The sequence below is a fragment of the Hamadaea tsunoensis DSM 44101 genome (genome assembly GCF_000428945.1).
Lineage (GTDB): Bacteria > Actinomycetota > Actinomycetes > Mycobacteriales > Micromonosporaceae > Hamadaea > Hamadaea tsunoensis.
Genome location: NZ_KE386821.1, coordinates 138715 through 162439 on the forward strand (window position 1 = coordinate 138715; position 23725 = coordinate 162439).

The window sequence follows — 23725 nt, forward strand, 5'->3', positions numbered from 1 at the left end:
GTCCCCGCGGATGATCCGCCCACAAGTGAGGAGAATCGTGATGGCCTCCAGCATCCAAGACCTGGCACTCAGCGACTACCAGAGGTCGGTGGCCGACTACTGGCGGGTGCACACCACCGACCCGGTCAACGAGGAGCTCGGCAAGGTCGACGGCCTCTACCATCACCACTACGGCATCGGCACGCCCGACCCGGCGGTGGCCAGGGCGCCGTGGGCGATCCGCGACCAGGAGATCATCAAGGAGCTGCACCGCCTGGAGACCGCCCAGGCCGACCTGCTCCTCGACCAGTTCGGCCAGATCGAACCCACCGACCGGCTCTTCGACGGCGGCTGCGGCCGCGGCGGCACCAGCATCATGGCGCACGCCCGGTTCGGCTGCGAGGTCGACGGGATGACCATCTCCGAGGTGCAGGCCGACTTCGCCAACAAGCAGGCCGTCGACCGGGGCATCGACGGCCACGTCCGGTTCCACCTGCACGACATGCTGCACACCGGGTTCGACGACGGTTCCGTCCGTGGCGTGTGGACCAACGAGACGACCATGTACGTCGACCTGTTCGACCTGTACCGCGAATTCGCCCGGATCCTGCGCCCCGGCGGCCGGTACGTCAACATCACCGGCTGCTACAACGACGTGCTCGGCGACAAGTCCGCGGCCGTGCGGACGATCGACGCCCACTATCTCTGCGACGTGCACGCCCGCAGCACCTACTTCAAGGCGCTCGCGGCCAACGGCCTCGTGCCGGTCAAGGTGGTCGACCTGACCCCGCTGACCATCCCGTACTGGGAGCTGCGCCTGCAATCCTCGGTACGCAGCGGCATCGAGCAGCCGTTCCTGTCGTCCTATCGCGACACGTCGTTCCAGTACCTCATGATCGTCGCCGACCGGATCTGAACCGGCGGAACGGCCCCGCCGTCCATGAGATCGCAACACCGTCTATAGAGGATGGACGCGGTCTCATGGTCGGCGCGGCTGCTTACCGGTCGTAGACCGTGACCGGGATGTCCTGGGCGCACAACGTCCGGAGGATGATGGGCTCGATCCGGTCCCAGGTCCCACCGGCCAGACCACAGCCGATCCGCGGCATGTGCACCGACGCCCGCAGACGCTGCGCCTCGGCGGCGAGCACCGCCAGGCACCGCTCCACCGCCTCGTAGCGGATCGGCGGCCCGTTGCTCCCGGTCTTCGTGCCGTGCTGACCGATCATGTTGGCTACCCACAGGCCCGCTCCCACCGGGACGACGCGTACGGCGCCGAGCCCGAAGTCGCTGTGAGCCCGGTCGCGGTACCAGGCCCGGTAGTCGCGCTCCGGCTCCGCCCACCGCTTCGACACGGCCAGCACGAAGCCCTTGCCCCAACCGCCGCGGTCGTTGCAGATGTGGGCGATCACCTTGGGGCCCTTGGCCTGCGGGCTCGTCGCGTCACCGGCGACGATCGTCAGCGGGGTCACGGCCCGATCTCCAGCTTCGCCTCGACACCCAGCTTCGCCTCGGCCTCGCCGAGCCACTCCAGGTACCAGCCGCGGAAGGTCTGCGGGCGGTCGTCGTCCAGAACCGGCGCGAGGTCCGCGTCGTCACACCGCGGATCGGACCACATCGTGCCGCGGGCCGGCCCGCTCACGACCAACCAATCCCGGTACGCGCAACCAAAATGACTGATGCAGACGGCCCCCATGGTCAACGTGGGGTCGTCGAGCAGACCGTAGAGCCGATCGTGCCACGCCTCCATCGCCTCGTCGAAGGCAGCCTCGTCCTCGAAGTCCTCGTCGTCCGGGGACTCGCCGAGTTCGCCGATGCGGTCGTTGAGCGTACGGACGACGGGGAAGGGCTCGGCCAGCCGCTCCCGGTCGGTCATGTCCGCGCCGTCGCCCTGCCAGGCCCAGCCGGAGTCTTGATTCCGGACGACGGGGAAGACGCCGTAGCCGGGTCCGGCGCCGCCCGCGCCTACCTCGACCAGGAAGCTGCGGTATTCGTCGGGAAGGGTCACGCCGAGCCAGGCTTCGAGCTCGTCCAGCTCGCCGGGGGAGAGGGCCAGAGCGAGATCGAAGGCGTGACCGTCGGCGCCGAAGATGCCCGCCTTGCCTGGATGGGCGCGCAGCGCGGCGATACGATCGCGTACGCCGGTCCAGGTCGTGGTCATCGCGGGGCCTCCGATTCCGTCGAGGAGGACATGATGTCAGCCGCGTACGACAACGCCGGAGCAGGTTCGGCGGACGGCCGACGGTCCGCCCGCCTTCGGGAGGCTATCGGCCAGAGCGCCGCTGTTGTTCTTGGGCTTCCCCAGGTCAGGGATCCGGCATCCGCGATTCCCTGTGATCAAGTGATCGCGGATGCCGGTTCGCTTACGCCATCTCGTTGAGCCAGGTCGGCAGTTCCTCGCGGGACGCCAGCCAGTCGGCCGGGATCCCGGCTGTCCCCGTGTACGCGGACACCACCCCGCCGACGATCGCGGCCGTGGTGTCGATGTCTCCACCGGCGACGGCGCAGGCTCTGATGGCGGCCGGATAGTCGTCGAGGTGGCGGGCGGCGGCCCAGAGGGTGAACGGGACCGTGTCCTGGGCGGTCACGTTGGAGCCGTTGCCCAGCCGGTACGCGACTTCCTCAATGGACAGATGGAATGCCTTGCGGGCCTTCGCGATGCCGTCGCGTACCGTGCTGTGCGGGGTGTGGGCCAGGACGCCGTCGAGGAACGGGCCGGGCTTCGGGCGTACACCGGAGAGGCGTCCGGCCACGGCGAGGCTGGCGGCGACGGCGACTGCTATCGCACCGGAGACGCCTTCGGGGTGGGCGTGGGTGACCCGGGCGGACAGAGCGGCCTGCGCGGCGGCCTGTTCCGGCGAGTCGGGGTGGTACGCGCCGACGGGCGCGACCCGCATCGCGGCGCCGTTGCCGCAGGAGCCCTGGCCGTCGAAGGCGGCCCCGGCCGCGGCCTGCCATGACTCGCCTTGGCGGATGGCGTGCAGGATGACGAAGCCCCCGGCTCCGTAGCCGCGGTTGGGCTCGCAGCGCTGGGCGAAGACCTCAGCCAGCAGATCCTGGTCGATCCGCTGCTTCTCCTGGAGGGTCCAGTAGACCGAGCAGGCCATCTCGGTGTCGTCGGTCCATTCCCAGACCGGGGGCGGGACGATGCCCCGCAGAAGATCGTCGACCTTGCGGCCGACCATGAAATACTGCGCTCCCAGCGCGTCGCCGACGGACAGGCCGGCCAGACTGTCGGCGGCGTACGCCAGCCGGGTCGATTCGGATAAGACAAACCGCATGATGCGGCGATCATGCCCGAGGCTACGGTCGGTCGGCAACCGTCTCGACGCGCTGGATGAGCTGCTTCAGCTGGGCGATCTCCTCGGCGAGCGCGGTGCGGCCGGCGGCGGTGAGGGTGATCCAGGTGCGGGCGCGCTTGCCGGCGTACCCCTTCTCGACGGCGACCAGGCCGGCGGATTCGAGGACGTCCATGTGCCGGGAGAGGTTGCCGGCCGTGAGTTCCAGCTGCGTACGCAGATATCCGAACTCCGCCCGCTGCGCCTCGTGCACGATGGTCAGGATGCCGAGGCGTACGCGCTGGTGGACGACGTCGTCGAGGCCGGTGGTCGGGTGCGCGGGGTCGATCACCGCTGCCGCCGGCGGGCCAGGGCGAAGCCGATCGCGCCGAGCAGCAGGACGCCGCCGTCGATGGTCAGGGTGGGCAGGAACGCCCAGACCTGGGTCGCGCCGCCGAGGCGCCAGCCGAAGGTGACCGGGATCAGCACGACGGCCAGGTAGGCGGCGGTGAACAGCAGCAGGGCGAGGCTTCGTTCGAGCCAGGCGAGGACCAGCAGGCCGATGCCGATCGCGCCGCTCATCCCGATCAGGCGGAACGCCGTGTTGACGTACTCCGGCAGTGCGTTCGGCGGAGTCACCGTCAGGTTGTGCATGATCCAGACCTCGATCAGGGTCATCGCGACGGCGATTGCGGCGCCGGTCACCGCGTACGGCCGGATGCGGGTGCCCACACCTCGTTCGCGTGCGACGCGGACGTAGCCCGCGGCGATCACGGCGTACGCGGCCAGCAGTGCGATGGGCCAGTAGATGGCGGCCGCCGGGTGGGTGACCTTGCAGACGCGCAGGTCGCCGGTCTGGGTGCAGTCGATGTGGTGGGTGCCGTAGCGCATGACGGGGATGGCCGCGAACGTGACGACGGCCAGGACGAGCAGCGGAAGCCAGGTCACGCGCTGATCGACGCGGACGCGCCGGGCCAGGTCACGCGCCTCGGCGAGCAGGCGGTGCGGGTCACCGTCGGCGGGCAGGGATTGACTGGTCATGCCAATAGGTTTGCATAACAAACTGATTGGCGCAAGGGGACCGGGTGGGTTGCGGCGTTCTCCTACGCTGCACGCGACATCGTTGCCTGCCGATTCGTCGACAAGGACCCCCCATGTTCCTGTTCATGATGGTCGCCGCCTGTTACGGCGTGTTCCAGCTGGCCGTGCTGGGCTCGCCGACGCGCTCGGTGCGGATGGCCAACCTGCTGCTGGCGGTCACCGTCGGCCTCTACGGCTGCGGAGCCGTCGCCGTCGTCCTCCAGCTGCTGTACACGCGGGGCGTCGAGGCCCTCACCGGTACGCCGCTGTCCGAAGTGGTGCGTACGGCCAGCTACACGATGGACCCGGTCATCGAGGAAGTCGTGAAGGTGCTGCCGCTCCTCGTTCTCGTGCTGTTCCGCCGCATCCGCGCACAGTGGAGCCTGACCGACTTCCTGCTCGTCGGCGCGGCCACCGGTGCGGGTTTCGCGCTGGTCGAGGCGACCATGCGGTGGGGCGCCCAGGCCGGCAGGGCCGTCGGGAACCTGGGCGACGGGTGGCTGGTGGGGATCGGGCTGTTCGGGGGGCAGCACATCCCCGGCCCGTTCTCGATCATCCCGTCCTGGCTGCCGGCGCCGGTCGGCGACGCGGACGCGTACCTGGCCACGGGGTCGGTCGGGACGAACATGCACCTTGTCTGGAGCGCGCTCGCCGGGTTCGGTCTCGGCCTGCTGGTCCGGGGCCGCGGCTGGCAGCGGTGGCTCGGCGTGCTGCCGTGGGCGTACTCGGCCGTGGACCACATGGCCTACAACCACCACCTGGTGCACCCGGACGAGGGCGGGCTCTGGCTGCTGACCGAACCCGTACGCTTCTTCGAGCACATCCTGTGGCTGCTTCCCCTCATCGTGCTGGGGATCGCCGTGCTCCTCGACTGGCGCGTCCTGCGGGCGGGCAAGGCTGCTCTGCCGGACGTGCTGCTGCCGGCGGAGCGTACCGGTCAACCGGCGTTCGCCGTGCTCGGCCGGTTCGCCGGGGCCGGGCTGCCGTGGACGCCGTTCATCGCGATGCGGTTCGTGCTCGTACGCCGGGCGCTGATCTACTCCCGCATCGGTGCAGCCGCGCCGGCCGACGAGTTGTACGCGCAGGTGCGTACCGTCCGGGAGCAGATCGAGCGGTCCGCCGATCCGGCCGTGTGGAAGCGGCTGTCCGCCCGGCGTACGCAGGCCGCCCCGGTCGTGCCGGACAAGAGCTGGCTGCGGCGGTACTGGCAGGTGGGGGTGTCGCTGATCCTCGTCCTGCCGTCGCTGGTGTTCCTCATCGCGGGCGGGTTCCCGGCGACCTCGGGCCTGCAGCGGCTGCTCGCCACGCCGCTGGTCTTCGCCGTGCTGACCCTGTTCTCGATCGCCACGCTGGCGATGGTGGCGTGGAGTCTCGTGCGCGGTCTCCGCGAGGCACCGGCCGCCTTCCGCCAGCCGTACGCCGACCCGGCGATGACCGTGACGTTCCGGTCCGGGGTCGCGGCGGGCTCGCTCGGCGTTGGCGTGCTGTCCCTGTCGAAGGTGCTCACCGGCGGCGGAGCCAACGGCCATCCGGTGTCCAATGTGCACATCCTGGACGCGATCAGTGCGCTGACCAACGTGCTCGGCTTCGCGCTCCTGGCGCTCTCGCTGCTCGCGCTGTTCGCCGCGTTCATGGGCGGCACCGGCGGGTTCGGGGGACTGGCCGTGGCCGCCCTGGCACGGATCGGCGTACAGGAGTTGTTGCAGATGATCGCGATTTCCGGGATCTCGGTGCTGGGCGCGCTCGGTCTGATCCTCGCGATGGCCGGCGGTGGCGGATCGGGCAGCAGCAGCGGCTCCGGAGAGGGTTCCGGCGAAGGCTCGGGCGAGGGCGAAGGGCAGGGCGAAGGCGAAGGGCAAGGCGAGGGTGAAGGGCAAGGCGAGGGTGAAGGGCAAGGCGAAGGCGAGGGCGAAGGCGAGTCGGAGAGCGAGCGCGACGCCCGCGAGCAGCGGGAGCGGCGCGAGCAGTACGAGGACCAGTACGGCGACGAGGGTGAGGGCGAAGGTCCGGGCAACGAGCGCATCAGCGACGGCAACAAGATGGAGCTGGAGGACTCGGGCTGGCTGAAGAAGGAGGTGCCCGATCCGGGTGTGCGGCGGCAGTTCATGGACTGGCTGGAGCGCGGCCACCAGCTGGGGGAGGAGCACGTCCACCTGCGGCCGGGCTCGCGTGAGGCGGCCCGGATGCTGGAGCAGTTCTTCCAGGAGCACCCCGAACTGCTGCCCTGACTCCGCTGACATCCGTCGGGCGGGCTTGACACCGCATTGGTAAGCGAGTACGAACGGTTCGTGGAGACTAACGTTTCCGACGTCCTCGGCGCCCTGGGCGATCCGTCCCGGCGCGCCATCGTCGAAGTACTCGTCACCGGCGAGCTGTCGGTCGGGCAGCTCGCCGAACGGATGCCGATCAGCCGGCCGGCGGTCAGCCAGCACCTCAAAGTGCTGAAGCAGGCCGGAGTCGTGGTCGACCGCGCCGTCGGGACCCAGCGCGTCTACGCGGTCGATCCGGCCGCGCTCGCGCTGGCCCGGGCGTACCTGACGGACTTCTGGCAGCAGGCCCTGGAGTCGTTCGGCCGCGCCGCCCGTGAACGCTCAGCAGAGGAGGGCCAATCATGATCAATGAAAAGCTGCTCGCGCCCGTGCGCCGGCAGATCACCGTTCCGCTCGCACCGGCCGAGGCGTTCGAGCTGTTCGCCGAGGGCATCGACCGCTGGTGGATCCGCGGTCACAAGATCGGGGCCGCCCCGCTGCGGGCCGTCGTGCTGGAGCCCCGCGCCGGCGGCCGCTGGTACGAGATCGGCGACGACGGCAGCGAATGCGACTGGGGCAAGGTGCTGGTCTGGGAACCGCCGCACCGGCTCGTGCTGGCGTGGCAGCTCGACGCCGACTGGGCGTACGACCCGGATCTCGTGACCGAGGTGGAGGTCACCTTCGCCGAGACCGGTACGCGTACCACCGCGGTCACGATCGAGCACCGCGACCTCGACCGGTTCGGTGCCACCGCACCGCAGGTACGCACGTCGCTGGACAGCCCGAACGGCTGGGCCGGCCTGCTCGACGCGTACGCGGGGGTGGCGGGGCGGTAATCAGCTGGGAAATCAAGATCTTTTTAGGATTTTGTCCCGGGTTCGTCGATCTCACCTCCGCTCCTCCCGCGGGAGACCGTTCCGCCCCTATCGCTACGCTCCGGGGACTCCACTGCCAGCTGAGTGGGGCGACGCATCATCCACCGCGGTCTGGTGACTTGTACGTGTAGGCCCGGTTCCTGCCGTTCATGGTCCGCGATGGTGAAGGATCCTCCGGCCCGTGAGCCGCGGTCGCCTCTCCTTGATGGAAACGGTGAGTGGGCGACGGTGATGGATGCTCGCCCCACTCACCTGGCAGTGGAGGCCCCCCAGGGCCGGAACGGTCTCCCGCGCGAGGAGCGGAGGTGAGATCGACGAGCCCGGGACGGAATCTTCAAAAGATCTTGATTCTGAGGGATTTTCGTTCCGGCGGTGAACCCGGGAGCCCCCGAGCGCAACAGAGATGGTGATGGACGACGACGAGTTGATCGCCGCGGTGGCCCGGGGCGACGATACGGCGCTGCGGCAGCTGTTCCTGCGGCACGCGCCGTGGCTGGCCGCCCGGCTGCGGGCGGTGCTGCCGGCCGCCGACGTCGAGGACGTCCTGCAGGAGACGTTCCTCGCCGTGTGGCGGGGGGCTGCCGGCTGCCGGGGCGAGGCCGTCGGCGGCTGGATCTGGGGGATCGGCCGGCGGCAGGCCGCGCTGTGGCTGCGCCGGCGGGGGCGGGTCGAACTGCTGCCGCTCATCGATGGCGGGGCCTGGACCGAGGGCGAGGAGTTGTCGGCGGATCCGGCGGACCTGGTTGCCGCCCGGTCGGAGCTCGCCGACGCGCTCGGTGCCCTGGGCCCTGCGGGCAGCCCGCAACGCGAGACGTGGCGGCTGATGTATGTCGAGGACAGGACGGTGGCGGAAGTGGCCGAGCTGACCGGTGTTCCGGCGGGGACGGTGAAGAGCCGGGCCCATCATGCGCGCCGGCTGCTGCGCGCGGCGCTGGGGCTGGGCGGGGCGACGGCGGATGGAGGCCGGTGATGGGCGTACCCGATGATGTCGACCTCGACCGCGTCTGGGTCGGTGTGGCCGCTCAAGTCTGGCGCCGCCGGCCGCACCGGATCGAACGCCTTGCCGCGATCGTGCTGCGGTCACCGGGCCTGGCCCGGGCGTTGACCACCACTCCGTCGCTGCTGCCCGGCAGCCTCATCGCCACGGCGTTGATCCTGGCCGTCGGCAGTCTCGCCGCCCGGGAGACCGGTACGCCGTACGCGGCGCTCCTCGCTCCCGTGGCGGCGGCAGCGGGGATCGCGTACTCCTATGGGGCCGGCACGGATCCGGCGTGGGAGCTGATCCGGGCGACGGCGGTCAGCGACCGGATGATCCTGCTGGTACGCGCCCTGGCGGTGTTCGCGGTGAACGCGGTGCTGGGGTTGCTGGCATCCCTCGCGTCGGGCGCGGCCACGGTGCTGACGTTCGGCTGGCTGCTGCCCATGACGGCGGTGTGCGCGCTGGCGCTGGCGGCGGCGACGCTGGCCCGCTCGGCAACGGCGGGCCTGGCCGTCGGGACGGCCGCGTGGCTGGTGGACGTCGCGTCGCGGCGGCTGGCCGGCGGCCGGCTCGGCGCGGCGGTCAGCGACGCCGCGCTCTCGGTTCCCTATCTGATCGTCGCAGTCTGCTGTGCCGCGGTCGTCGTGTACGCGACCCGGACCGAAAGGGGGGTTTCATGAACGTCGAGGCCGCGGATCTGACCCGGCGGCTCGGGCGGACGCAGGCGGTGGCCGGGGTGACGCTGACGGTCGACCGGGGCGTCTACGGGCTGCTCGGGCCGAACGGCGCCGGGAAGACGTCCCTGCTGCGGATGCTGGCGACCGTCCTCGCGCCGTCGTCGGGGCGGCTGCGGCTGCTCGACGGCGATCCGGGCGATCACCGGCAGTGCAAGGCGATCCGGCGCCGGCTGGGCTACCTGCCGCAGAATCCCGGCTACTACCCGCGGTTCACGGTGGTGGACTTCGTCGAGTACTTCGCGCTGCTCAAGGAGATCCCGGCGGCGCGGGTGCCGCGCGCGGTGGCGGCCGCCGTCGAGCGGGTCGGCCTGGGGGACAAGGCGACCGCGCGGCTGCGTACGCTGTCCGGCGGCATGCTGCGGCGGGTCGGCATCGCCCAGGCGATCGTCAACGACCCGGACCTGCTGCTGCTCGACGAGCCGACGGCCGGGCTGGATCCCGAGCAGCGGGTCGCGTTCCGGGCGCTGCTGCGCGACCTCGGCCAGACCGCGACCGTGATCGTCAGTACGCATCTCGTCGAGGACGTCGGCGCGGCCTGCACCCAGGTCGGCCTCATGGACCAGGGCCGGATCGTCTTCTCCGGCACGCCGGACGAGCTGACCCGCCGTGGCGAGGGCACCGACGCCGCCGGTGACGCCCCGCTGGAACGCGGTTACAGCGCCGTTCTGACGGAGGCCCGGGCATGAGCTTCTCCTTCGGCACCGCCCGCCTGTTCCGCCTGGAGGTACGCCGCAGCGCGCTGCCGTGGCTGCTGCCCGTCGTCGCGATCCTGTTCTGGCTCATCGTCTACCGCCGCAGCGACCTCTTCCCTCCAGTGTGGAGCATCAGGGCGCGGGCGATGCAGACCGCGACCGTGTCGGTCTTCCTGCCGATCGTGGTCGGCGCGGCGGCCTGGATGGGCGGCCGCGAGGCCCGGCACGGGTTGACCGACCTGCTGGCGAGCACGGTCCGGTCGCGCTGGTACCGCCAGGTCGCCCTCTGGGCGGCCACCACCGCGTGGTCGGCCGTCGCGTACGCGGTGTGCGTCGGTGCGCTGTACGTGGCGATCGGCCGGCAGGCGAGCTGGGGCGGCCCGTTGTGGTGGCCGGTCGCGGTCGGCGCGGCCTGCCTGCCCGTGTTCACCGCACTCGGGCTGGCCGCCGGCGGGTTGCTGCCCGGCCGGTTCACGGCACCGCTGGTGTCGGTCGCCGCGTTCTTCGCGCTGGAGACCAGCGCGCAGCTGATCCACGGCGACCACTCGCCGTGGCAGATCTCCCCGCTCGTGGCCGGGCCGTGGAACGGCGGGGCGGATCAGGACCTGGCGACGTTCTACCCGTACCTGTCCGACCTGCCGCGCGTCCAGATCGCCTTCCTCGCCGGCATCGCGGTGGTCCTGGTCGCCGCCCTCGGGCTGCCCGCGACCGCCGGCAGCCGCCGTCAACGCCTCGCGGCCGCCGCTCTGACGATCGCCGGCCTGGCCACCGCCACCACAGCGGCCGCCCTGGCCGGCACGGGCCGGCTCGACCCGCACGGCATGATCGCCATTCCGGCCGTGCACGACGCGGCCGCCGACCGGCCCGTGCCCTTCACACCCGTGTGCAGCGCCGCGGCGGTCCCGGTCTGCCTGCATCCGGCGTACGCGTACGAGCTGGCGACCGTCGACGCGGCGCTGCGGCCGGTGCTCGACCAGCTGGCCGGCGTACCGGGGGCGCCGGTGCGGGTCAGCCAGGGCGCGGTGCGCTACTCCTCGGACGACGGCGGCGGCATCGGCGCCCGGCTGGACGGCCGGCAGCCCGGCGGCGATTCGCCGGAGTTCCGGATGGTGCTGCCCAACCAGCTGCCCGGTCCGCCGCTGAACGCCGAGAACCTGGCCGCCGCCGTGCGGGCGATGACCGCACGCGACATCGTGATGGCGGTCGTCTGCGGCGGCCGCGAGGTGACCGACGCGCAGGAGGCGGTGATCGGCGCGCTGACCGGCGACCCGCACGCGCCGCCCGGCAGCCCGGTCGCCCAAGCGGCGCAACGCTTCGCCACGCTGCCCGCCGCCGACCGGCACGCGTGGCTGGTCCGCAACGCCGCCGGTCTGCGTACCGGCGGGATCACCCTGGAGCAGTTGCCGTGAGCGTCGAAGCGGCGGCCCGCTCCCGGCTGCTGAGCCTCTTCCTGGCCGGCCGGCGGGTTCCCGCGGCCCTCGCCGCCGTCGCGGTCGCCGCGATCACCCTGCACCTGGCCCTCTACCGGCCGTGGAACACCTACGGGGCGCTGCAACTGCCGCTCATCGTCGAAGCGGCGTGCGCGGCCGCCATCGCCGGTACGCTCGCCAGCCCGTTCGGCGAACCCGAGCGGGTGGCCGGCAGTCGCCTTCCGTTCCTGCGCTCGACGATGGTCGTCGGGCTGACCGCGGCCGCGGCCTGCGCCCTGGCCGTCGCCACGGTCGGCGTCCCGTTGTCCGGCGGCGTCGCGGCGCTGGTGCGCAACCTCGTCGGCTTCGTCGGACTCGGCCTGCTGTGCGCGGCCGCGGTCGGCGGTGGCCTCGCCTGGACCGGCCCGGTCACGTATCTCATCCTCGGGGTGTACGCGCTCTACACCCAATGGCACGGCCCGGCACTGACCACGCCGTGGGTCTGGCCCGGGCGGCCGGGCCACGATCCGGGCGCGGCGCTGTGCGCGGGGGTGGTGTTCGCGATCGGACTCGCCGTCTACACGTGGCGGGGAGCCCGCGAGTGACAGGTCATACCGGCTCGCTGCGCCATCGCCACGAGCCGGGATGCCAGACCTCCCGCGCGTGCCCGTCCGGCGTACCCGGGTCGGCGAGGCGGGTCGCCCTTCCCTCCCACCGCAGCGCGCCGGCCTCGTCACCGGACGTACGCAGGCGTTCGGCGTACCCGCGCATGATGGCCAGATGCGGCTCGACGCCGGTCTCGTGGCCGTAGCCGCCGAGCAGGTCCGCCCGGTTCAACCGCAGGTTCTCGTACGCGAGCTCGGCCGCCCGGGCGCGCAGCCCGTCACTGTCGAGTAGATCGGCCGCTGCTGCCGCGCAGCGGGAGTCGCCGAGCTCGCCACCCCGCTGGAACCATTTCAGCGCTTCGTCGCGGTCGCCGTCGGCGAGGAGGACCCGGGCGTAGTCCAGGATGGAGTTGGAGATGCCCTCGTCGCCGGATTCGCCGGGCCAGGGACGGATGCGCCGGTCGTCCGCGAGCGCGAGCGCGTACCCGGTCTCGGCCGCCCGCAGCAGCCATGTACGCATTCCGTCGCCGTCGCCGCGCTCCCGGCAGACGACCGCCAGGTTCTGCATGGCGCCGGCGTGGCCGAGCCGGGCGGCGGCCAGGTTCCAGCGTTCGGCGCCGTCGAGATCCTCCCGCTTGAGGTGGGCGTAGCCGAGATTGGTCATGGCGTTGGCGTCGCCGCCCTCGGCCGCGCGGGCGTACCAGGACTCGGACTCGTCGTCACGGCCGTGCACCCGCAAGAAGAAGCCGATCTGGCCGAGGGCGTAGACGTCACCCTCGTCGATGGCCTGCAGCAGCAGCGCCTCGGCGGCCGCCGGCCGGCCCTCGTGCTCCTCGAGGGACGCGGCCAGCGTCATCGCCGCCGGGTCACGCGCCGCGACGCCGCGATCCAGCCACCGGCGGGCCCGCAGATGCTCGCCGAGCTCGTAGAGCAGCAGCGCGAGCCGGCGGGTCGCCAGCCGGTTGCCCCGGTCGGCGGCCTTGACCCAGGCGGACTCGGCGATCGTGGAAAGACCCCTGCGGTACGCCGCCGATCCGATGTCGCCGCACGCGTCGGGCGTGGCCACGTCGACGAGCTGCCGCCAGCTCGTCTCGTCGGCCAGCGCGCCGGCGACCTCGGGGTCGCGCTCGTCGAGCGAGTGCCCGACCAGGATGTCGGACACGTAGTAGCCGTCGATCCGCCCGGCCTGCGTACGCACCTGGCGTACCGCGGCGATCTGACCGCGTACGGGCTCCTCGGCCCAGGCGATCGCGGCCTTGAACCAGTCCGCGGTGAGCGGGGCGGCGCCGCGGCCGGCCAGCAGGGCGACCGCCAGCGCGGCGAGTACCTCTGCGGGGAGGACGTCGGGATGCCCGCACCGGCGCGCGAGGACGGCCGCGGTGATGACCGCCCGGCCGGCGGTGTCGGCGCCGTCGCCGGTCCAGTGCCTGATCAGCTCCGTGGCACCGGCCAGCGTCGGTATGACGGCGTGGTCGCTCGCGCGCTCGCTGGCGAGGGCGATCCGCGGATCGGCCCGGGCGATCTCGGCCGCCCTGGCCTGCTCGGCGGGGCTCAGACGGCCCGGCAGGTCGAGCCGGATCGCCGGCTCGGCACCGGCCTGCCGGCCCGACGGGCTGGCGAGCATCCGCATGACCTGGTAAGCGTCGCTGTTCATCTGCTGCCCGATGCCGGTCTGCGGTCCGACGATGGCCTCGAGGTCGACCGGCCTGATGGTGCCCGCCAGCAGTACGCGTCCCGCCCGGCCGGCGAGCAGGAACTTGACGGTGTCGGCGGTGAGCGGCCGGTTGGTGAAGTAGGTCTGCAACTCGTCGAGCAGGATCACGGTGTGGTCGAGCCTGGGTCGGTGGCGGACCAGTTCGTCGAGGTCCGCGCCGTCGGCCGGGATGTACAGGCGCCACCCGGGCAGCTCGTGGCGCAGCGCCTCGAACAGGGTCCGGCTCTTGCCGGCGGCCGTCGGGCCGACCAGGACCACGATCCCGGAGCCGTCGGCCCGGTGGCGCAGCCACTTTCGCAGCAGGTCGTCGAGGTCGCGCGGAATGTACTTCGGATACATGGCGGTCAGGCGGTCCGCGGGGGCGGCGAGCGGGATGGCCGCGTGGATGTTGAAAGTGATGCGATCCGTGACCTCGCGCACGTACGGCAGCCGTCGCCGCGGCCGGGGCTTCGGCGGCGGGGGCGATGCGGATCCGCGATCGAGGAGGACCGCGATGAGCGAGAAGATGGCGCTGCTCAATCCGCTGGTCGCGGTGACGACCCAGCCCGGCGACCCCCAGCTGCCGGAGGCGATGGCGGACACGACCGTGCCGACCAGGAAAAGGGCGGCCGCCGCCCACAGCCATCGGCGCTGCGACATATGTCCACAGTGGCGAGGGACCGAGATCCAATCAAGCGGTGCCCGTCAGGGGGACGCCGAACGGCTGTCGGCCGTCCCCGTTCGGCCACCGTCGTGACAGGACGGTGGACGTCCGTTCACCCTGCGCGCAGCCGCTTGTAGGTGTGCAGCGGCAGGTTCGACAGCGAGATCCAGAACCGGCGGCGCACCGTGAGGCCCGCCGGCCGGAGGGAGTCGAGGTGCTCCAGCAGCGCCAGCGTTCCCGGGGACATCGGAAGCCACAGTGTCCGGTCGCCCCGGCAGCGCAGGCGTACCGACTGCAGGAAGTAGCTCGCGCGGGCGTCGACGAGCTCGTCGAGGGAGACCGAGCCCCGGCTGAACAACGTGCGCCAGTGCACCGCGTGCCGGGTCACGGTCAGCGACACGACGGTGTACACCGAGCGCAACGCCGTCAGCGCCACGACGAGGAGGTAGAGGGCGAGGAAGAGAAGGTTCACGTCGCCCCGGACGAAGCTGATCGTGCCGAGGGCGAGGAAGAACAGCGGCAGGGCCTGGAAGATCCAGAAGAGCGGCGTGGGACGGAGAACCCCGGCCGGGTCGGGTAGTTCGGGGTCGAGCGAAGCGTCAGCGATCACAGCCGGACATCTTGGCACCCCTGTGCCACCGCCGCTGCCCTGCGTGATCAGAAGGCGCGAATCTCGTTGAACCGCCCAACCCGGCCGAGAACGGCGGCTACTGGAAAGCCGGCGCGTGCTCCGCGCACCAGTCGGCGAAGCTGCGCGCCGGGCGGCCCGTCAGATCCTCCACAGTGGAGACGACCGTGTACCCGATCTCCGGCGTGTTCCCGTACACCCAGACCAGGAAGTCGATGACGTGCGCGGGCAGGCCCTCGGCGGCCCACTTCTCGCGCGCCTGCGCCTCGGTCAGCTCGACGAGGGCGATGTCCCGGCCGACGGCCTGGCTGAGGATGGCCACCTTCTCGGGCACGGTCAGCGCCTCCGGGCCGGTGACGGTGTACGTCTTGCCGCCGTGCCCGTCCTGCGTGAGCGCGACGACGGCGACCGCCGCGATGTCCGCCTCGTGGACCATGGCGCTGCGCCGGCTGAGGAACGGCTCGCGGATGGTGCCCTCGCGGACGGCGGCGACCCAGGCGAACGTGTTCGACATGAACTCGACCGGCTGCACGAAGGTCCACGCCAGGTCGCTGTCCTGCACGGCCTTCTCGATGCTGGTCTCGTCGCCGCCGCGCAGCACGGTCACCCGCCGTACGCCGGCCGCGCGGACGAGTTCGACGAGGGCGGGGCCGGTGTCCAGCCCCTGCAGCCCACCGCCGTCGAAGTTGATGAGGTGCACGGCCTCGACGCCGTCCAGGGCCGGGATCAGGGTGTCCGGGCGGGAGAGGTCGCCGACCACCATCTCGGCGCCGGGCACCGAGGCCTCGGGATTGCGGGTCAGGGCGCGGACGGCGTGCCCCTGCTCGACGAGCTGGGCGACGATCTGGCGGCCGATGGTACCGGTCGATCCGGTGATCAGGATTCTCATACACACCACCGTATGCGGCCTTTAGGAAAGGTCCGTTCCTAATGCCGAGTCGGATCTCAGGGTAATTTCCTGCCGGGATTTGTCGGTGCGCCGGGGTAGGTTCCGATCATGACCGACAGGAAGCCCGTCGAGCCCGTGGTGGACGCCCAGCTGGCCGAGCCGTTCCCGACCCCCGCGGCGTACGCGGCGGCGATCGAGCAGGCCCGCGCGGCCGCCCAGGCCTACTTCGCCGGTGGCGAGCTGATGCTGGACGACGGCGACTACGACGCGCTGATGGCGCGGCTGTCGGCCACCGAGCGGGCCGAGCCGGACTGGAAGGCCGACGACTCGCCGACCTCCGTGGTGGCGGCCGGCATGGCGGTCGCCGGGGACGTCGTGCACAGCGAGCCGATGCTCAGCCTGGACAACATCTTCTCGGAGGACGGCCTGCGTACCTGGTCGACCCGGCTGGAGCGCATCCTCGGCCACCCGGTCGAGCGCTACACCGTCGAGCCGAAGATCGACGGCCTCGCGATCGCGGCCACCTACGCCGACGGCGAGCTCGTCCGGGTCGCGACCCGCGGCGACGGCCGCGCCGGCGAGGACGTGACCGCCCAGACCCGGCTCGTCGCCGGCCTGCCGAAGAAGCTGTCCGAGCCCGTCAGCATCGAGGTCCGCGGCGAGGTCTTCATGACCGACGCCGACTTCGAGGTCGCCACCGAGCGGCGTGTCGCGCACGGCGAGCCGCCGTTCGCCAACCCGCGCAGCGCCGCCGCCGGTTCGCTGCGCGCCCAACGGGTCTACGACGTCCCGCTGTCCTTCTTCGCGTACGCGGCGCACGGCCTGCCCGACTGGGCGCACTCGGACGGCCTGGACTACCTGCACAAACTCGGCGTGTCCACGGTGGCGCAGTCGTCGGCCGGCCTGGCCCTGTGCGACACCGTCGACGCCGTGTACGCGGCCGTCGGCCGGATCGGCACCGGCCGCGCGTCGCTCGGCTTCGGCGTCGACGGTGCGGTGATCAAGGCCGACTCCGCCGCCGACCGGTCCGCGGCCGGCGCGTCGAGCAAGGCGCCCCGCTGGGGGATCGCGTACAAGTTCCCGGCGGACACGCGTACGACGAAGCTGCTCGGCATCGAGGTGCAGGTGGGCCGCACCGGAGTGATCACGCCGGTCGCGGTGCTGGAGCCGGTGCAGGTCGGCGGCGTGACGGTGACCTCGGCGACCCTGCACAACTTCGCCGACCTCGTCGTCCGCGACGTCCGCGTCGGCGACACCGTCTTCGTGCGCCGGGCCGGCGACGTCATCCCCGAGATCACCGGGGCGAAGCTCGACGAGCGCGCGGCCGACGCGCCGGAGTTCACGCCGCCCGAGACGTGCCCGCGCTGTGGCGGCGAGATCGACCGCGCGCAGAAGCGCTGGCGCTGCACGAACGGACGGGCCTGCGGGGCGATGGAGTCCCTGACGTACTTCACCTCCCGCCCGGCGATGGACATCGAGGGCCTCGGCGGCAAGATCCTGCAGTCGCTCATCGCGGCCGAACTGGTCACCGACCCCGCCGACCTGTACGCGCTCGACGTCGCCACGCTGATCCCGCTCGACCGGATGGGACAGGTGTCGGCCACCAACCTCGTCACCGCGATCCAGAATTCGAAGGCGCAGCCGATGCACCGCGTCCTGACCGGCCTCGGCGTACGCATGACGGGCCGGTCGATGTCGCGCCGCCTGGCCCGCCACTTCGGCACGATGGACGACCTGCTGGCCGCCGACGCCGCGATCCTGCAGCACGTCGAAGGCGTCGGACCCGAGCGGGCCGCGATGATCGCCGCCGAGCTGGTCGAGCTCGCCCCGCTCATCCGCAAACTCGCCGCGGCCGGGGTGAACATGACCGAGCCGCGGACCGCCGTGACGCCGTCGGCCGACCGCCTGCCGCTGCAGAAGGACGACGGCAGCCCGATGACGGTCGTCGTCACCGGATCCGTGCCGGGACTGTCGCGTACCGAGGGCAACGAGGCGGTCGAACGGCTCGGCGGCAAGTCGTCGGGTTCGGTGTCGAAGAAGACCGACCTCGTGGTCGTCGGCGAAGGCGCCGGCTCGAAGGCGGACAAGGCCGTGGAGCTCGGCGTACGCGTCATGACGGCCGAGGAGTTCGCGGAGCTGGTGGCCGCGGCCGAGGACTGAGGCCGAAAATGTCGGACCCCGCGGGCAAGGTCTAACGCATGAAGTTTCAGCTGACGATCGACTGTGCCGACCCGGACCGCCTCGTTCCCTTCTGGGCGGCCGCGCTCGACTACCGCCCGCAGGATCCGCCGGAAGGGCATGCGACCTGGCGCGACTTCTACGTGAGCGTGGGCGTGCCGGCGGAGGAGCTCGGTGACGGCGACTGCGCGGACCGGCTCCTCGATCCGGCCGGCAACGGGCCGTCGATCTGGTTCCAGGTCGTTCCCGAGAAGAAGACGATCAAGAACCGGCTGCACCTCGACGTGATGGCGGGCGGCGGCCGCTCGGTTCCCCTGCCGGAACGCCGCGAACGCGTCGACGCCAAGGTGGCGGAGCTGGTCGGACTCGGCGCCACGGTGCTGCGCAAGCACGACGGCGAGACGTCCGACCACTACGGGGTCACGCTGGCCGACCCGGAAGGCAACGAGTTCTGCGTCGCATGAGCCGGGAGCCCCACGACCTGGAAGCCCCACGACCTGGAAGCCCCACGACCTGGAAGCCGCATGACCTGGAACAGGAGAGTTCGATGACCGAGGTGGCATTGCGGCCGATCGAGGAGGCCGACCTCGACGCGATCTTCGAGCAGGGTAGGGATCCCGAGTCGGCCTGGATGGCGGCCTTCGTCGTCGAGAACCCCGACGACCGCGCCGCGTTCGACCTGCACATGGCGAAGATCCGGTCGCTGCCGGACGCGACCCAGCACGTGATCACCGTCGACGGACGGTTCGCCGGCACCGTCGGCAGCTACGTGATGGACGGCGACACCGAGGTCACGTACTGGGTGGACCGGTCGTTCTGGGGGCAGGGCATCGCCGGCCAGGCGCTGGCGCTGCTGCTGGAGACGGTCAAGGTTCGGCCGCTGTTCGCCCGCGCCGCGAGCGACAACACGAGATCGCTCAGAGTGCTGCAACGGGCCGGATTCCGGATCACCGGCACCGACCGCGGGTACGCGAACGCGCGCAAGGCGGAGATCGAGGAAACGATCCTGCGCCTCGACGAACAGGTTGGCGAGTAGCGGCGGCTGGTCGGTCTGCCGACCAGCCAACCGATGCCCGGCGGCGTGATCGTTCGCGGCTCGGACGTAAGTCCTGCTCGACGTGCCTTGATCATGTAACCCGTATATGTCGAAACCGGTTCTCCTGCAACGTATATGCGTTACATGATCAAGGCCTATCGACCGTGCTCAGGCGCCGAGCCCGAGGCGACCGGAGCGAGAGGTCCTCGCATCCTGTCGGCGCCGCGACGCGTACTCCCGCATGGCAAGCGGAAGGACGACGGTGCGTGACCGCTCAGGGTTCTACGCTGTGGCGTGGACGTTCCCGGGTATCTCGAAGACTTCGCGCCGCCGCCGAGCACGGTCCTGATTGACGCGATGGCATGGCTTGAGGACGAGTTGTTCTGGCCCGCGTTCCTCGCGCAGGTCGGCATGGCGCGGTTGGCGCCCGCAGCGTTCGACGCGGACCTGGCGGACCTGTCCGCATACGTGGAGCGCTTCGAGCGCACCGACCAGTGGCCCGTGTTCTCGGTCTCCGTGGGCGGTGGGCTGTTGTACCTGATCCTCCGCAACTACCCCGACGATGCCGGCATCGACTGGCAGCTCGACGCCACGGCTACTGATGCGGTGGACCGGCAGGCCGCGGAGATCGGCGGATATCGGCCAGGTCCGGGGCTGCCCTGGGAACTTCTGCCTACCGAGGCCGACCAGCTGCTGCTGGCCCTGCCCGCCGTCGGTGATTCGGCGGTCCCCGATGGCGTCGCCGATCGGGTGGCCCAAGCGCTTCGGGCGGTGTCGGCGGTGCGCGTCGATGAACTCGCGGAGGAACTGCTCAGCTGTCGCGCTTGTATCGTCCTGCAGTGACGCCCCCGTGCGCGGCTCACCCTTCGGTGCTGGTCTCCGGCTCTCGCCGGGTCAAGACCAGGGCTTCACCTTCGGTGATGGCGATCGTGTGCTCGGAGTGGGCCGTGCGTGACCCGTCGGCCGACCGGATCGTCCAGCCGTCGGGGTCGTACTTGATCTGGTCGGTGGTCCGGGCCAGCCACGGTTCGAGCGCGAGCGTCAGTCCCGGTCGCAGCGTGAGCCCTCGCCCCGCCCGGCCTTTGTTGGAGACGTGCGGCTCCTCGTGCATCGTGCGGCCGAGGCCGTGGCCGCCGAACTCGGTGTTGACCGGGTAGCCGTGGCTCTGGGCCACCGCGCCGATGGCCGCGGACAGGTCGCCGATGCGGTTGCCCGGACGGGCGATCGCGATCGCCGCCTCCAGTGCTTCCTCGGTGGCACGGATGATGCGGAGGTCTTCCTCGTCGGCCTTCCCGACCACGACGGTACGCGCCGAGTCGGCGACCCAGCCGTTGATGCTGACGGCGATGTCGGCGCTGAGGACGTCGCCGTCGCGCAGCGTGTAGTCGTGGGGGAGGCCGTGCAGGACGGCGTCGTTGACCGACAGGCAGATGACGTTGCGGAAGGGGCCGCGCCCGAACGACGGCGCGTAGTCCCAGTAGCACGACTCCGCTCCGCGGCGCTTGAGCATGCCGCGCGCGTGGTGTTCGAGGTCCAGCAGGTTGACGCCCACGTCGGCGAGCCGGCCGATCTCGGAGAGCACTTCCGCGACGAATCGTCCGGTCACGTGCATGCGCTGGATCTCTGCCGGCGTCTTCAGCTCGATCACGACAACCTCGCCTCGCAGGGTGATGGTATTACTATACCGGCACCGTAACACTTGCCGGTATAGTAATACCAAATTCTAGCCCGGTCGCCTATCCTGGTCGCATGGTCCGCCACCCGCTCACTCCTGAGCAGATCGAAGCCGGCAGGCGTCTCGGCGTACTGCTGCGCCGGGCACGTGCGGAACGCGAGCTGGTCGAGGTCGCGCGGGCGGCGGGGATCTCGCCGGAGACCCTGCGCAAGATCGAGACCGGCCGGCTGCCCACCCCCGGCTTCGGCACCGTCATCTGCCTCGGCGAGGTGCTCGACCTGCCTTTGCAGGAGTTGGCGGCCACCTGGCGCGGCAGCGACCTCTCGCTGGGCCTGGCCTGAGGCATCCGCCGAGCCGGTGAGCCCCGACGTCAAGAGCGGCTGACCGACTGGATCGCCTACGCGGCTACCGCCGGTTCGAGCAGTGACAACGTCCGCTCCCGTGCGTCGAGGCCGGCGCGGATGCCGATCGGCATCGGCAGGTTCGGGCCGGCGTGGCCGAACTCGACGTTGCCCAGGACCGGGATGTCGCGGTCGCCGAGGACGTCCAGGACTATCTCGGGCAGGGTCGGGGACGCGCCGGGCTCGAGCCCGGCGATCTCGCGGGGTATGCCGACGACCAGGCCGGAGATCCGATCGAGGATGCCGCTGTGCCGCAGCACCTGCAGGTAGCTCCACACGTGCGAGGCCAGGCCGCCCATCTCTTCCCAGAACAGCACGGCACCGTCGAACCGGTCGAGCGGCAGCGCGTACTGCGTCGCCTGCGCGAGGACGATGCGATTGACGACCCCGCCGATCAGCCGGCCTTCGGCCCGACCGGGCCGCCAGCACTCCCACGACGGGCTCGCGGGCAGGTCGCCGATCGCCTCGGTGCCGGTGAGCAGACGGCGGTAGAGGTTCTCGAGTTCCGCTTGGCGTGCCGCGGGCGCGGCCTGCCAGTGGCCGCCGAAGCCGGGGACGGCCATGTCGGCGTGGAACCCGACCAGGCCCGTACGCGCGTACAGCACCAGGTGCAGCAGGGAGATGTCGCTGTAGCCGAGGATCGGTTTGGGGTCGGCCCTGATCGCCTCGACGTCGATCAGGTCGAGGTAGCCCAGCACCGTCTGGCCGCCGTCGCTCGCGACGATCGCGCGTACCTCGGGGTCGCGGAGCAGGCGGTTGAACTCCTCGGCGATCTCCGTCGGCGCCGCCGCGCTCCACCAGTGGTGCCGCCCGGCTTCGAGCAGCGGAGCCCGGCGTACGCGGAATCCCATCCGTTCGAGCACGACCACCGTCCGCTCGATGTGGGACTCGTACGCGGCCGGCAGCGGACCGGACAGCGCCGCGAGGACGACGAGATCTCCGGGCTTCAGGGCACGCGGGCGAAGCAGGCCGGGCGGTGCGGAACCGATCATGACCCCCAGTGTGGCCGGTGCCGGTGGCGCGGTCATCCGACTTTCGCGCGCCGGCTCCACTGTCGACGGACGGTGGCGGCGCCGTTCGGCCGTCCCCGAACGTGGCCGGGTTCCGGATGCTCGCGCGGCTGGATCTCGGACAGCTGCGCACCGCACGCCTCCGTACGGTCATCGCATTCCACTTCGTCGATCCGAGAGGGAATCCGATGCTGTCCGACTTCTTCCTGTCCAGCAAGGGCCACGGCGGCCGCGACGTCGTCTACTTCGCCCGGGAGAACGCCGTCCTGGACGCCGACGAGCTGAAGACCATCACCCGGCTCGCCGAGGCCGGCCCGGACGTCAACCTCGACATCGTCGGTACCGCCTCGGACGACGAGTGCTATTCGCGTACCGATCTGACGGTGGGGGAGCTGGTCGACGCCCGGGTCGTGGCGGTCGTGGAAGCGCTGAAGACGGCCGGCTGGAAGGGGAAGCCGGCTGTGCTGTCGGTGGTCAAGAACACCGAGTACGCCACCGATCCGAGGGGCCTGCGCCGGGTCACCATCGCCGCCACCAAGGACCAGTCGTCGGCCTCCGGCACGGCGGCGAAGCCCGAACCCCCGCACCGCAAGGCCGCCAAGGAGATCACCGACGCCCAGGGCCAGGCCGAGGCGTACGTGGACAAGGTCGTCGGAATCCTGGACGCCAAGGCCGGCGACGAGGAGTACATCAAGGTCGTCGCCACCGCGAAGCTGCTGTTCTCCGACCGGGTCGACCTGCGGTCGCTGAGCACCGACCTCAAGACCATCGGTGCCTTCCTGCGCAAGCTGCGCGAACGCGAGCCGGGCGGCACCGCGCACAAGCCCGGGTTCCGGTTCGTCGCGTACGGCGGCAGCAGCCTGGCGGTCACCAAGGGACACAAGGATGAGGCGGTCATCGACTTCGGCCCCGACATGCTCACCGCCCGGGCCGACAGCAAAGCCCTCACCTTCGTGCACGAGTCGGCCCACGCCGTGCTCCGGGCCAAGGACATCGCGTACGCGGACCGGCGGTTGTTCTGGAAGCTCGACCAGGCCCAGGCGACCCGGAACGCCGACAGCTACGGCCTGTTCGTGCTGATGGCGGCCCGGGACTACGAGCCGTCCAAGCTGCCGCCGCAGGACGACACCCGCGAGCTCAAGGTCGATGCCGAACTCGACCGGCCGAAGCTGGCGGTGGAGGCGCTCGCGTACGCCGAGACCTATCTGGGGCTGGCGGCGCACGACGTCGACCACGCCTACCGCCGCGTCTGGAGGCACGTGCTCGACGACGGGATGTGGAGCGACAGCTACGAGGGCATCCTGAAGCAGGTGCGTATCGCCTTCCCGGGGGAGTTGACCCGGGGCAGCAGCCCGGCCCGGCCGGACGACATCGTGCTGACCGGCATCCACCGGCGGCTGCGGCGTATGCGCGACCCGATCGTGGGCAAGGTGGTGACCTTCGAGCCGGGCTCGTCGGCCCGCTTCGCGGACGGCACGCTGACGCTGCCGTCCGCGTTCTTCACCCAGAGCCTCGCCAAGCGCGTCGAGGCGGTCCTGCTCGCGCTGGCCGCCGCCGAAAGCTCCGTTCCCAGTGCGATGAGGCAGCAGTACGCGACTCTCGTGGTGAACCTGGCCGCCCAGGAGCGGTACGCGCAGTGACGCGTACCGGCAGTGACGCGTACCGGCA

Annotated in this window: 25 protein-coding genes; 15 read left to right on the forward strand and 10 right to left on the reverse strand. The window is 71.2% G+C overall.

Annotated elements, in window-relative coordinates:
• Positions 1-40 precede the first annotated feature (40 nt).
• Positions 41-895 (forward strand): geranyl diphosphate 2-C-methyltransferase, encoded by an 855-nt coding sequence (locus G401_RS0139715; protein ID WP_027346855.1) that lies wholly within the window; start codon positions 41-43, stop codon positions 893-895.
• Between the two features lie 82 nt (positions 896-977).
• Here G401_RS0139715 and G401_RS0139720 read toward each other — a convergent pair whose 3' ends face one another.
• The 5 genes from G401_RS0139720 to G401_RS0139740 form a co-directional block, all read right to left on the reverse strand.
• Positions 978-1451, reverse strand: coding sequence for a macro domain-containing protein (locus tag G401_RS0139720; protein ID WP_027346856.1), 474 nt, complete (start codon positions 1449-1451; stop codon positions 978-980).
• Positions 1448-2140 carry an SMI1/KNR4 family protein gene (locus G401_RS0139725; RefSeq protein WP_027346857.1) on the reverse strand — a complete coding sequence of 231 codons (693 nt, stop codon included), beginning with the start codon at positions 2138-2140 and terminating at the stop codon, positions 1448-1450. Before G401_RS0139725 ends, G401_RS0139720 begins: the two co-directional genes overlap by 4 nt.
• A gap of 202 nt (positions 2141-2342) precedes the next feature.
• Entirely contained in the window at positions 2343-3260 is a 918-nt protein-coding gene (locus tag G401_RS0139730; protein ID WP_027346858.1) for an ADP-ribosylglycohydrolase family protein, read from the reverse strand.
• Positions 3261-3282: 22 nt separating this feature from the next.
• Positions 3283-3609: a winged helix-turn-helix domain-containing protein gene (locus G401_RS0139735; protein ID WP_027346859.1), complete on the reverse strand. Its 327-nt coding sequence runs from the start codon at positions 3607-3609 to the stop codon at positions 3283-3285.
• Entirely contained in the window at positions 3606-4298 is a 693-nt protein-coding gene (locus G401_RS0139740) for a hypothetical protein (RefSeq protein WP_027346860.1), read from the reverse strand. The genes G401_RS0139735 and G401_RS0139740 overlap by 4 nt, the downstream gene beginning before the upstream one ends.
• Positions 4299-4411: 113 nt before the next feature.
• Here G401_RS0139740 and G401_RS0139745 point away from each other — a divergent pair, with 113 nt between their 5' ends.
• From G401_RS0139745 to G401_RS0139780, 8 genes are all read left to right on the forward strand, one after another.
• Positions 4412-6565 (forward strand): PrsW family glutamic-type intramembrane protease, encoded by a 2154-nt coding sequence (locus G401_RS0139745; RefSeq protein ID WP_027346861.1) that lies wholly within the window; start codon positions 4412-4414, stop codon positions 6563-6565.
• A gap of 60 nt (positions 6566-6625) precedes the next feature.
• Positions 6626-6952: an ArsR/SmtB family transcription factor gene (locus tag G401_RS0139750; protein ID WP_027346862.1), complete on the forward strand. Its 327-nt coding sequence runs from the start codon at positions 6626-6628 to the stop codon at positions 6950-6952.
• Entirely contained in the window at positions 6949-7422 is a 474-nt protein-coding gene (locus G401_RS0139755) for an SRPBCC family protein (protein WP_027346863.1), read from the forward strand. The genes G401_RS0139750 and G401_RS0139755 overlap by 4 nt, the downstream gene beginning before the upstream one ends.
• A 448-nt stretch (positions 7423-7870) precedes the next feature.
• Positions 7871-8431, forward strand: coding sequence for an RNA polymerase sigma factor (locus G401_RS51610; RefSeq protein WP_034594615.1), 561 nt, complete (start codon positions 7871-7873; stop codon positions 8429-8431).
• On the forward strand, positions 8431-9120 hold the full coding sequence (locus G401_RS51615; RefSeq protein WP_051367936.1) for a hypothetical protein: 690 nt from the start codon (positions 8431-8433) through the stop codon (positions 9118-9120). The genes G401_RS51610 and G401_RS51615 overlap by 1 nt, the downstream gene beginning before the upstream one ends.
• Positions 9117-9863, forward strand: coding sequence for an ATP-binding cassette domain-containing protein (locus G401_RS0139770; RefSeq protein ID WP_027346864.1), 747 nt, complete (start codon positions 9117-9119; stop codon positions 9861-9863). The genes G401_RS51615 and G401_RS0139770 overlap by 4 nt, the downstream gene beginning before the upstream one ends.
• Positions 9860-11278: an ABC transporter permease gene (locus tag G401_RS0139775; RefSeq protein WP_027346865.1), complete on the forward strand. Its 1419-nt coding sequence runs from the start codon at positions 9860-9862 to the stop codon at positions 11276-11278. The genes G401_RS0139770 and G401_RS0139775 overlap by 4 nt, the downstream gene beginning before the upstream one ends.
• Positions 11275-11883 (forward strand): hypothetical protein, encoded by a 609-nt coding sequence (locus tag G401_RS0139780; protein WP_027346866.1) that lies wholly within the window; start codon positions 11275-11277, stop codon positions 11881-11883. Before G401_RS0139775 ends, G401_RS0139780 begins: the two co-directional genes overlap by 4 nt.
• Positions 11884-11887: 4 nt before the next feature.
• On the opposite strand, the gene G401_RS0139785 is transcribed toward G401_RS0139780, so the two are convergent.
• The 3 genes from G401_RS0139785 to G401_RS0139795 all read right to left on the reverse strand — a co-directional run bounded on the left by G401_RS0139785 (position 11888) and on the right by G401_RS0139795 (position 15757).
• Complete coding sequence (locus G401_RS0139785; protein WP_027346867.1) at positions 11888-14236, reverse strand: hypothetical protein; 2349 nt, start codon at positions 14234-14236, stop codon at positions 11888-11890.
• A 116-nt stretch (positions 14237-14352) separates the two neighbouring features.
• A complete protein-coding gene (locus tag G401_RS0139790) occupies positions 14353-14850 on the reverse strand; it encodes a hypothetical protein (RefSeq protein ID WP_027346868.1) in 498 nt (165 codons plus the stop codon).
• A 97-nt stretch (positions 14851-14947) separates the two neighbouring features.
• Entirely contained in the window at positions 14948-15757 is an 810-nt protein-coding gene (locus G401_RS0139795) for an NAD(P)H-binding protein (protein ID WP_027346869.1), read from the reverse strand.
• A gap of 108 nt (positions 15758-15865) precedes the next feature.
• On the opposite strand from G401_RS0139795, the gene ligA reads away from it, so the two are divergent.
• The 4 genes from ligA to G401_RS53915 all read left to right on the forward strand — a co-directional run bounded on the left by ligA (position 15866) and on the right by G401_RS53915 (position 19814).
• Positions 15866-17917 (forward strand): NAD-dependent DNA ligase LigA, encoded by a 2052-nt coding sequence (ligA, locus tag G401_RS0139800; RefSeq protein WP_027346870.1) that lies wholly within the window; start codon positions 15866-15868, stop codon positions 17915-17917.
• Between the two features lie 38 nt (positions 17918-17955).
• A complete protein-coding gene (locus G401_RS0139805) occupies positions 17956-18399 on the forward strand; it encodes a VOC family protein (RefSeq protein ID WP_027346871.1) in 444 nt (147 codons plus the stop codon).
• Between the two features lie 83 nt (positions 18400-18482).
• On the forward strand, positions 18483-18971 hold the full coding sequence (locus G401_RS0139810; protein WP_027346872.1) for a GNAT family N-acetyltransferase: 489 nt from the start codon (positions 18483-18485) through the stop codon (positions 18969-18971).
• Positions 18972-19265: 294 nt separating this feature from the next.
• On the forward strand, positions 19266-19814 hold the full coding sequence (locus tag G401_RS53915; protein WP_027346873.1) for a hypothetical protein: 549 nt from the start codon (positions 19266-19268) through the stop codon (positions 19812-19814).
• A gap of 16 nt (positions 19815-19830) precedes the next feature.
• On the opposite strand, the gene map is transcribed toward G401_RS53915, so the two are convergent.
• Positions 19831-20619, reverse strand: coding sequence for a type I methionyl aminopeptidase (gene map, locus G401_RS0139820; RefSeq protein ID WP_027346874.1), 789 nt, complete (start codon positions 20617-20619; stop codon positions 19831-19833).
• 101 nt (positions 20620-20720) lie between these two features.
• On the opposite strand from map, the gene G401_RS0139825 reads away from it, so the two are divergent.
• Positions 20721-20987 (forward strand): helix-turn-helix transcriptional regulator, encoded by a 267-nt coding sequence (locus G401_RS0139825; RefSeq protein WP_027346875.1) that lies wholly within the window; start codon positions 20721-20723, stop codon positions 20985-20987.
• A 56-nt stretch (positions 20988-21043) separates the two neighbouring features.
• Here G401_RS0139825 and G401_RS0139830 read toward each other — a convergent pair whose 3' ends face one another.
• Positions 21044-22039, reverse strand: a complete 996-nt coding sequence (locus tag G401_RS0139830; protein WP_027346876.1) for a S66 peptidase family protein — start codon at positions 22037-22039, stop codon at positions 21044-21046.
• A 206-nt stretch (positions 22040-22245) separates the two neighbouring features.
• On the opposite strand from G401_RS0139830, the gene G401_RS0139835 reads away from it, so the two are divergent.
• Entirely contained in the window at positions 22246-23697 is a 1452-nt protein-coding gene (locus G401_RS0139835; RefSeq protein WP_157546798.1) for a hypothetical protein, read from the forward strand.
• The last annotated feature ends 28 nt before the right edge of the window (positions 23698-23725 follow it).

What these genes read in the sequence shown, in the direction of transcription:
- G401_RS0139715 (WP_027346855.1), top strand. Translation starts at nt 41, where the DNA reads ATGGCCTCCAGCATCCAAGACCTGGCACTCAGCGACTACCAGAGGTCG.
- G401_RS0139725 (WP_027346857.1), bottom strand. Translation starts at nt 2,140, where the DNA reads ATGACCACGACCTGGACCGGCGTACGCGATCGTATCGCCGCGCTGCGC.
- G401_RS0139730 (WP_027346858.1), bottom strand. Translation starts at nt 3,260, where the DNA reads ATGCGGTTTGTCTTATCCGAATCGACCCGGCTGGCGTACGCCGCCGAC.
- G401_RS0139740 (WP_027346860.1), bottom strand. Translation starts at nt 4,298, where the DNA reads ATGACCAGTCAATCCCTGCCCGCCGACGGTGACCCGCACCGCCTGCTC.
- G401_RS0139745 (WP_027346861.1), top strand. Translation starts at nt 4,412, where the DNA reads ATGTTCCTGTTCATGATGGTCGCCGCCTGTTACGGCGTGTTCCAGCTG.
- G401_RS0139755 (WP_027346863.1), top strand. Translation starts at nt 6,949, where the DNA reads ATGATCAATGAAAAGCTGCTCGCGCCCGTGCGCCGGCAGATCACCGTT.
- G401_RS51610 (WP_034594615.1), top strand. Translation starts at nt 7,871, where the DNA reads ATGGACGACGACGAGTTGATCGCCGCGGTGGCCCGGGGCGACGATACG.
- G401_RS51615 (WP_051367936.1), top strand. Translation starts at nt 8,431, where the DNA reads ATGGGCGTACCCGATGATGTCGACCTCGACCGCGTCTGGGTCGGTGTG.
- G401_RS0139770 (WP_027346864.1), top strand. Translation starts at nt 9,117, where the DNA reads ATGAACGTCGAGGCCGCGGATCTGACCCGGCGGCTCGGGCGGACGCAG.
- G401_RS0139775 (WP_027346865.1), top strand. Translation starts at nt 9,860, where the DNA reads ATGAGCTTCTCCTTCGGCACCGCCCGCCTGTTCCGCCTGGAGGTACGC.
- G401_RS0139785 (WP_027346867.1), bottom strand. Translation starts at nt 14,236, where the DNA reads ATGTCGCAGCGCCGATGGCTGTGGGCGGCGGCCGCCCTTTTCCTGGTC.
- G401_RS0139795 (WP_027346869.1), bottom strand. Translation starts at nt 15,757, where the DNA reads ATGAGAATCCTGATCACCGGATCGACCGGTACCATCGGCCGCCAGATC.
- ligA (WP_027346870.1), top strand. Translation starts at nt 15,866, where the DNA reads ATGACCGACAGGAAGCCCGTCGAGCCCGTGGTGGACGCCCAGCTGGCC.
- G401_RS0139805 (WP_027346871.1), top strand. Translation starts at nt 17,956, where the DNA reads ATGAAGTTTCAGCTGACGATCGACTGTGCCGACCCGGACCGCCTCGTT.
- G401_RS0139810 (WP_027346872.1), top strand. Translation starts at nt 18,483, where the DNA reads ATGACCGAGGTGGCATTGCGGCCGATCGAGGAGGCCGACCTCGACGCG.
- G401_RS0139825 (WP_027346875.1), top strand. Translation starts at nt 20,721, where the DNA reads ATGGTCCGCCACCCGCTCACTCCTGAGCAGATCGAAGCCGGCAGGCGT.
- G401_RS0139830 (WP_027346876.1), bottom strand. Translation starts at nt 22,039, where the DNA reads ATGATCGGTTCCGCACCGCCCGGCCTGCTTCGCCCGCGTGCCCTGAAG.
- G401_RS0139835 (WP_157546798.1), top strand. Translation starts at nt 22,246, where the DNA reads ATGCTGTCCGACTTCTTCCTGTCCAGCAAGGGCCACGGCGGCCGCGAC.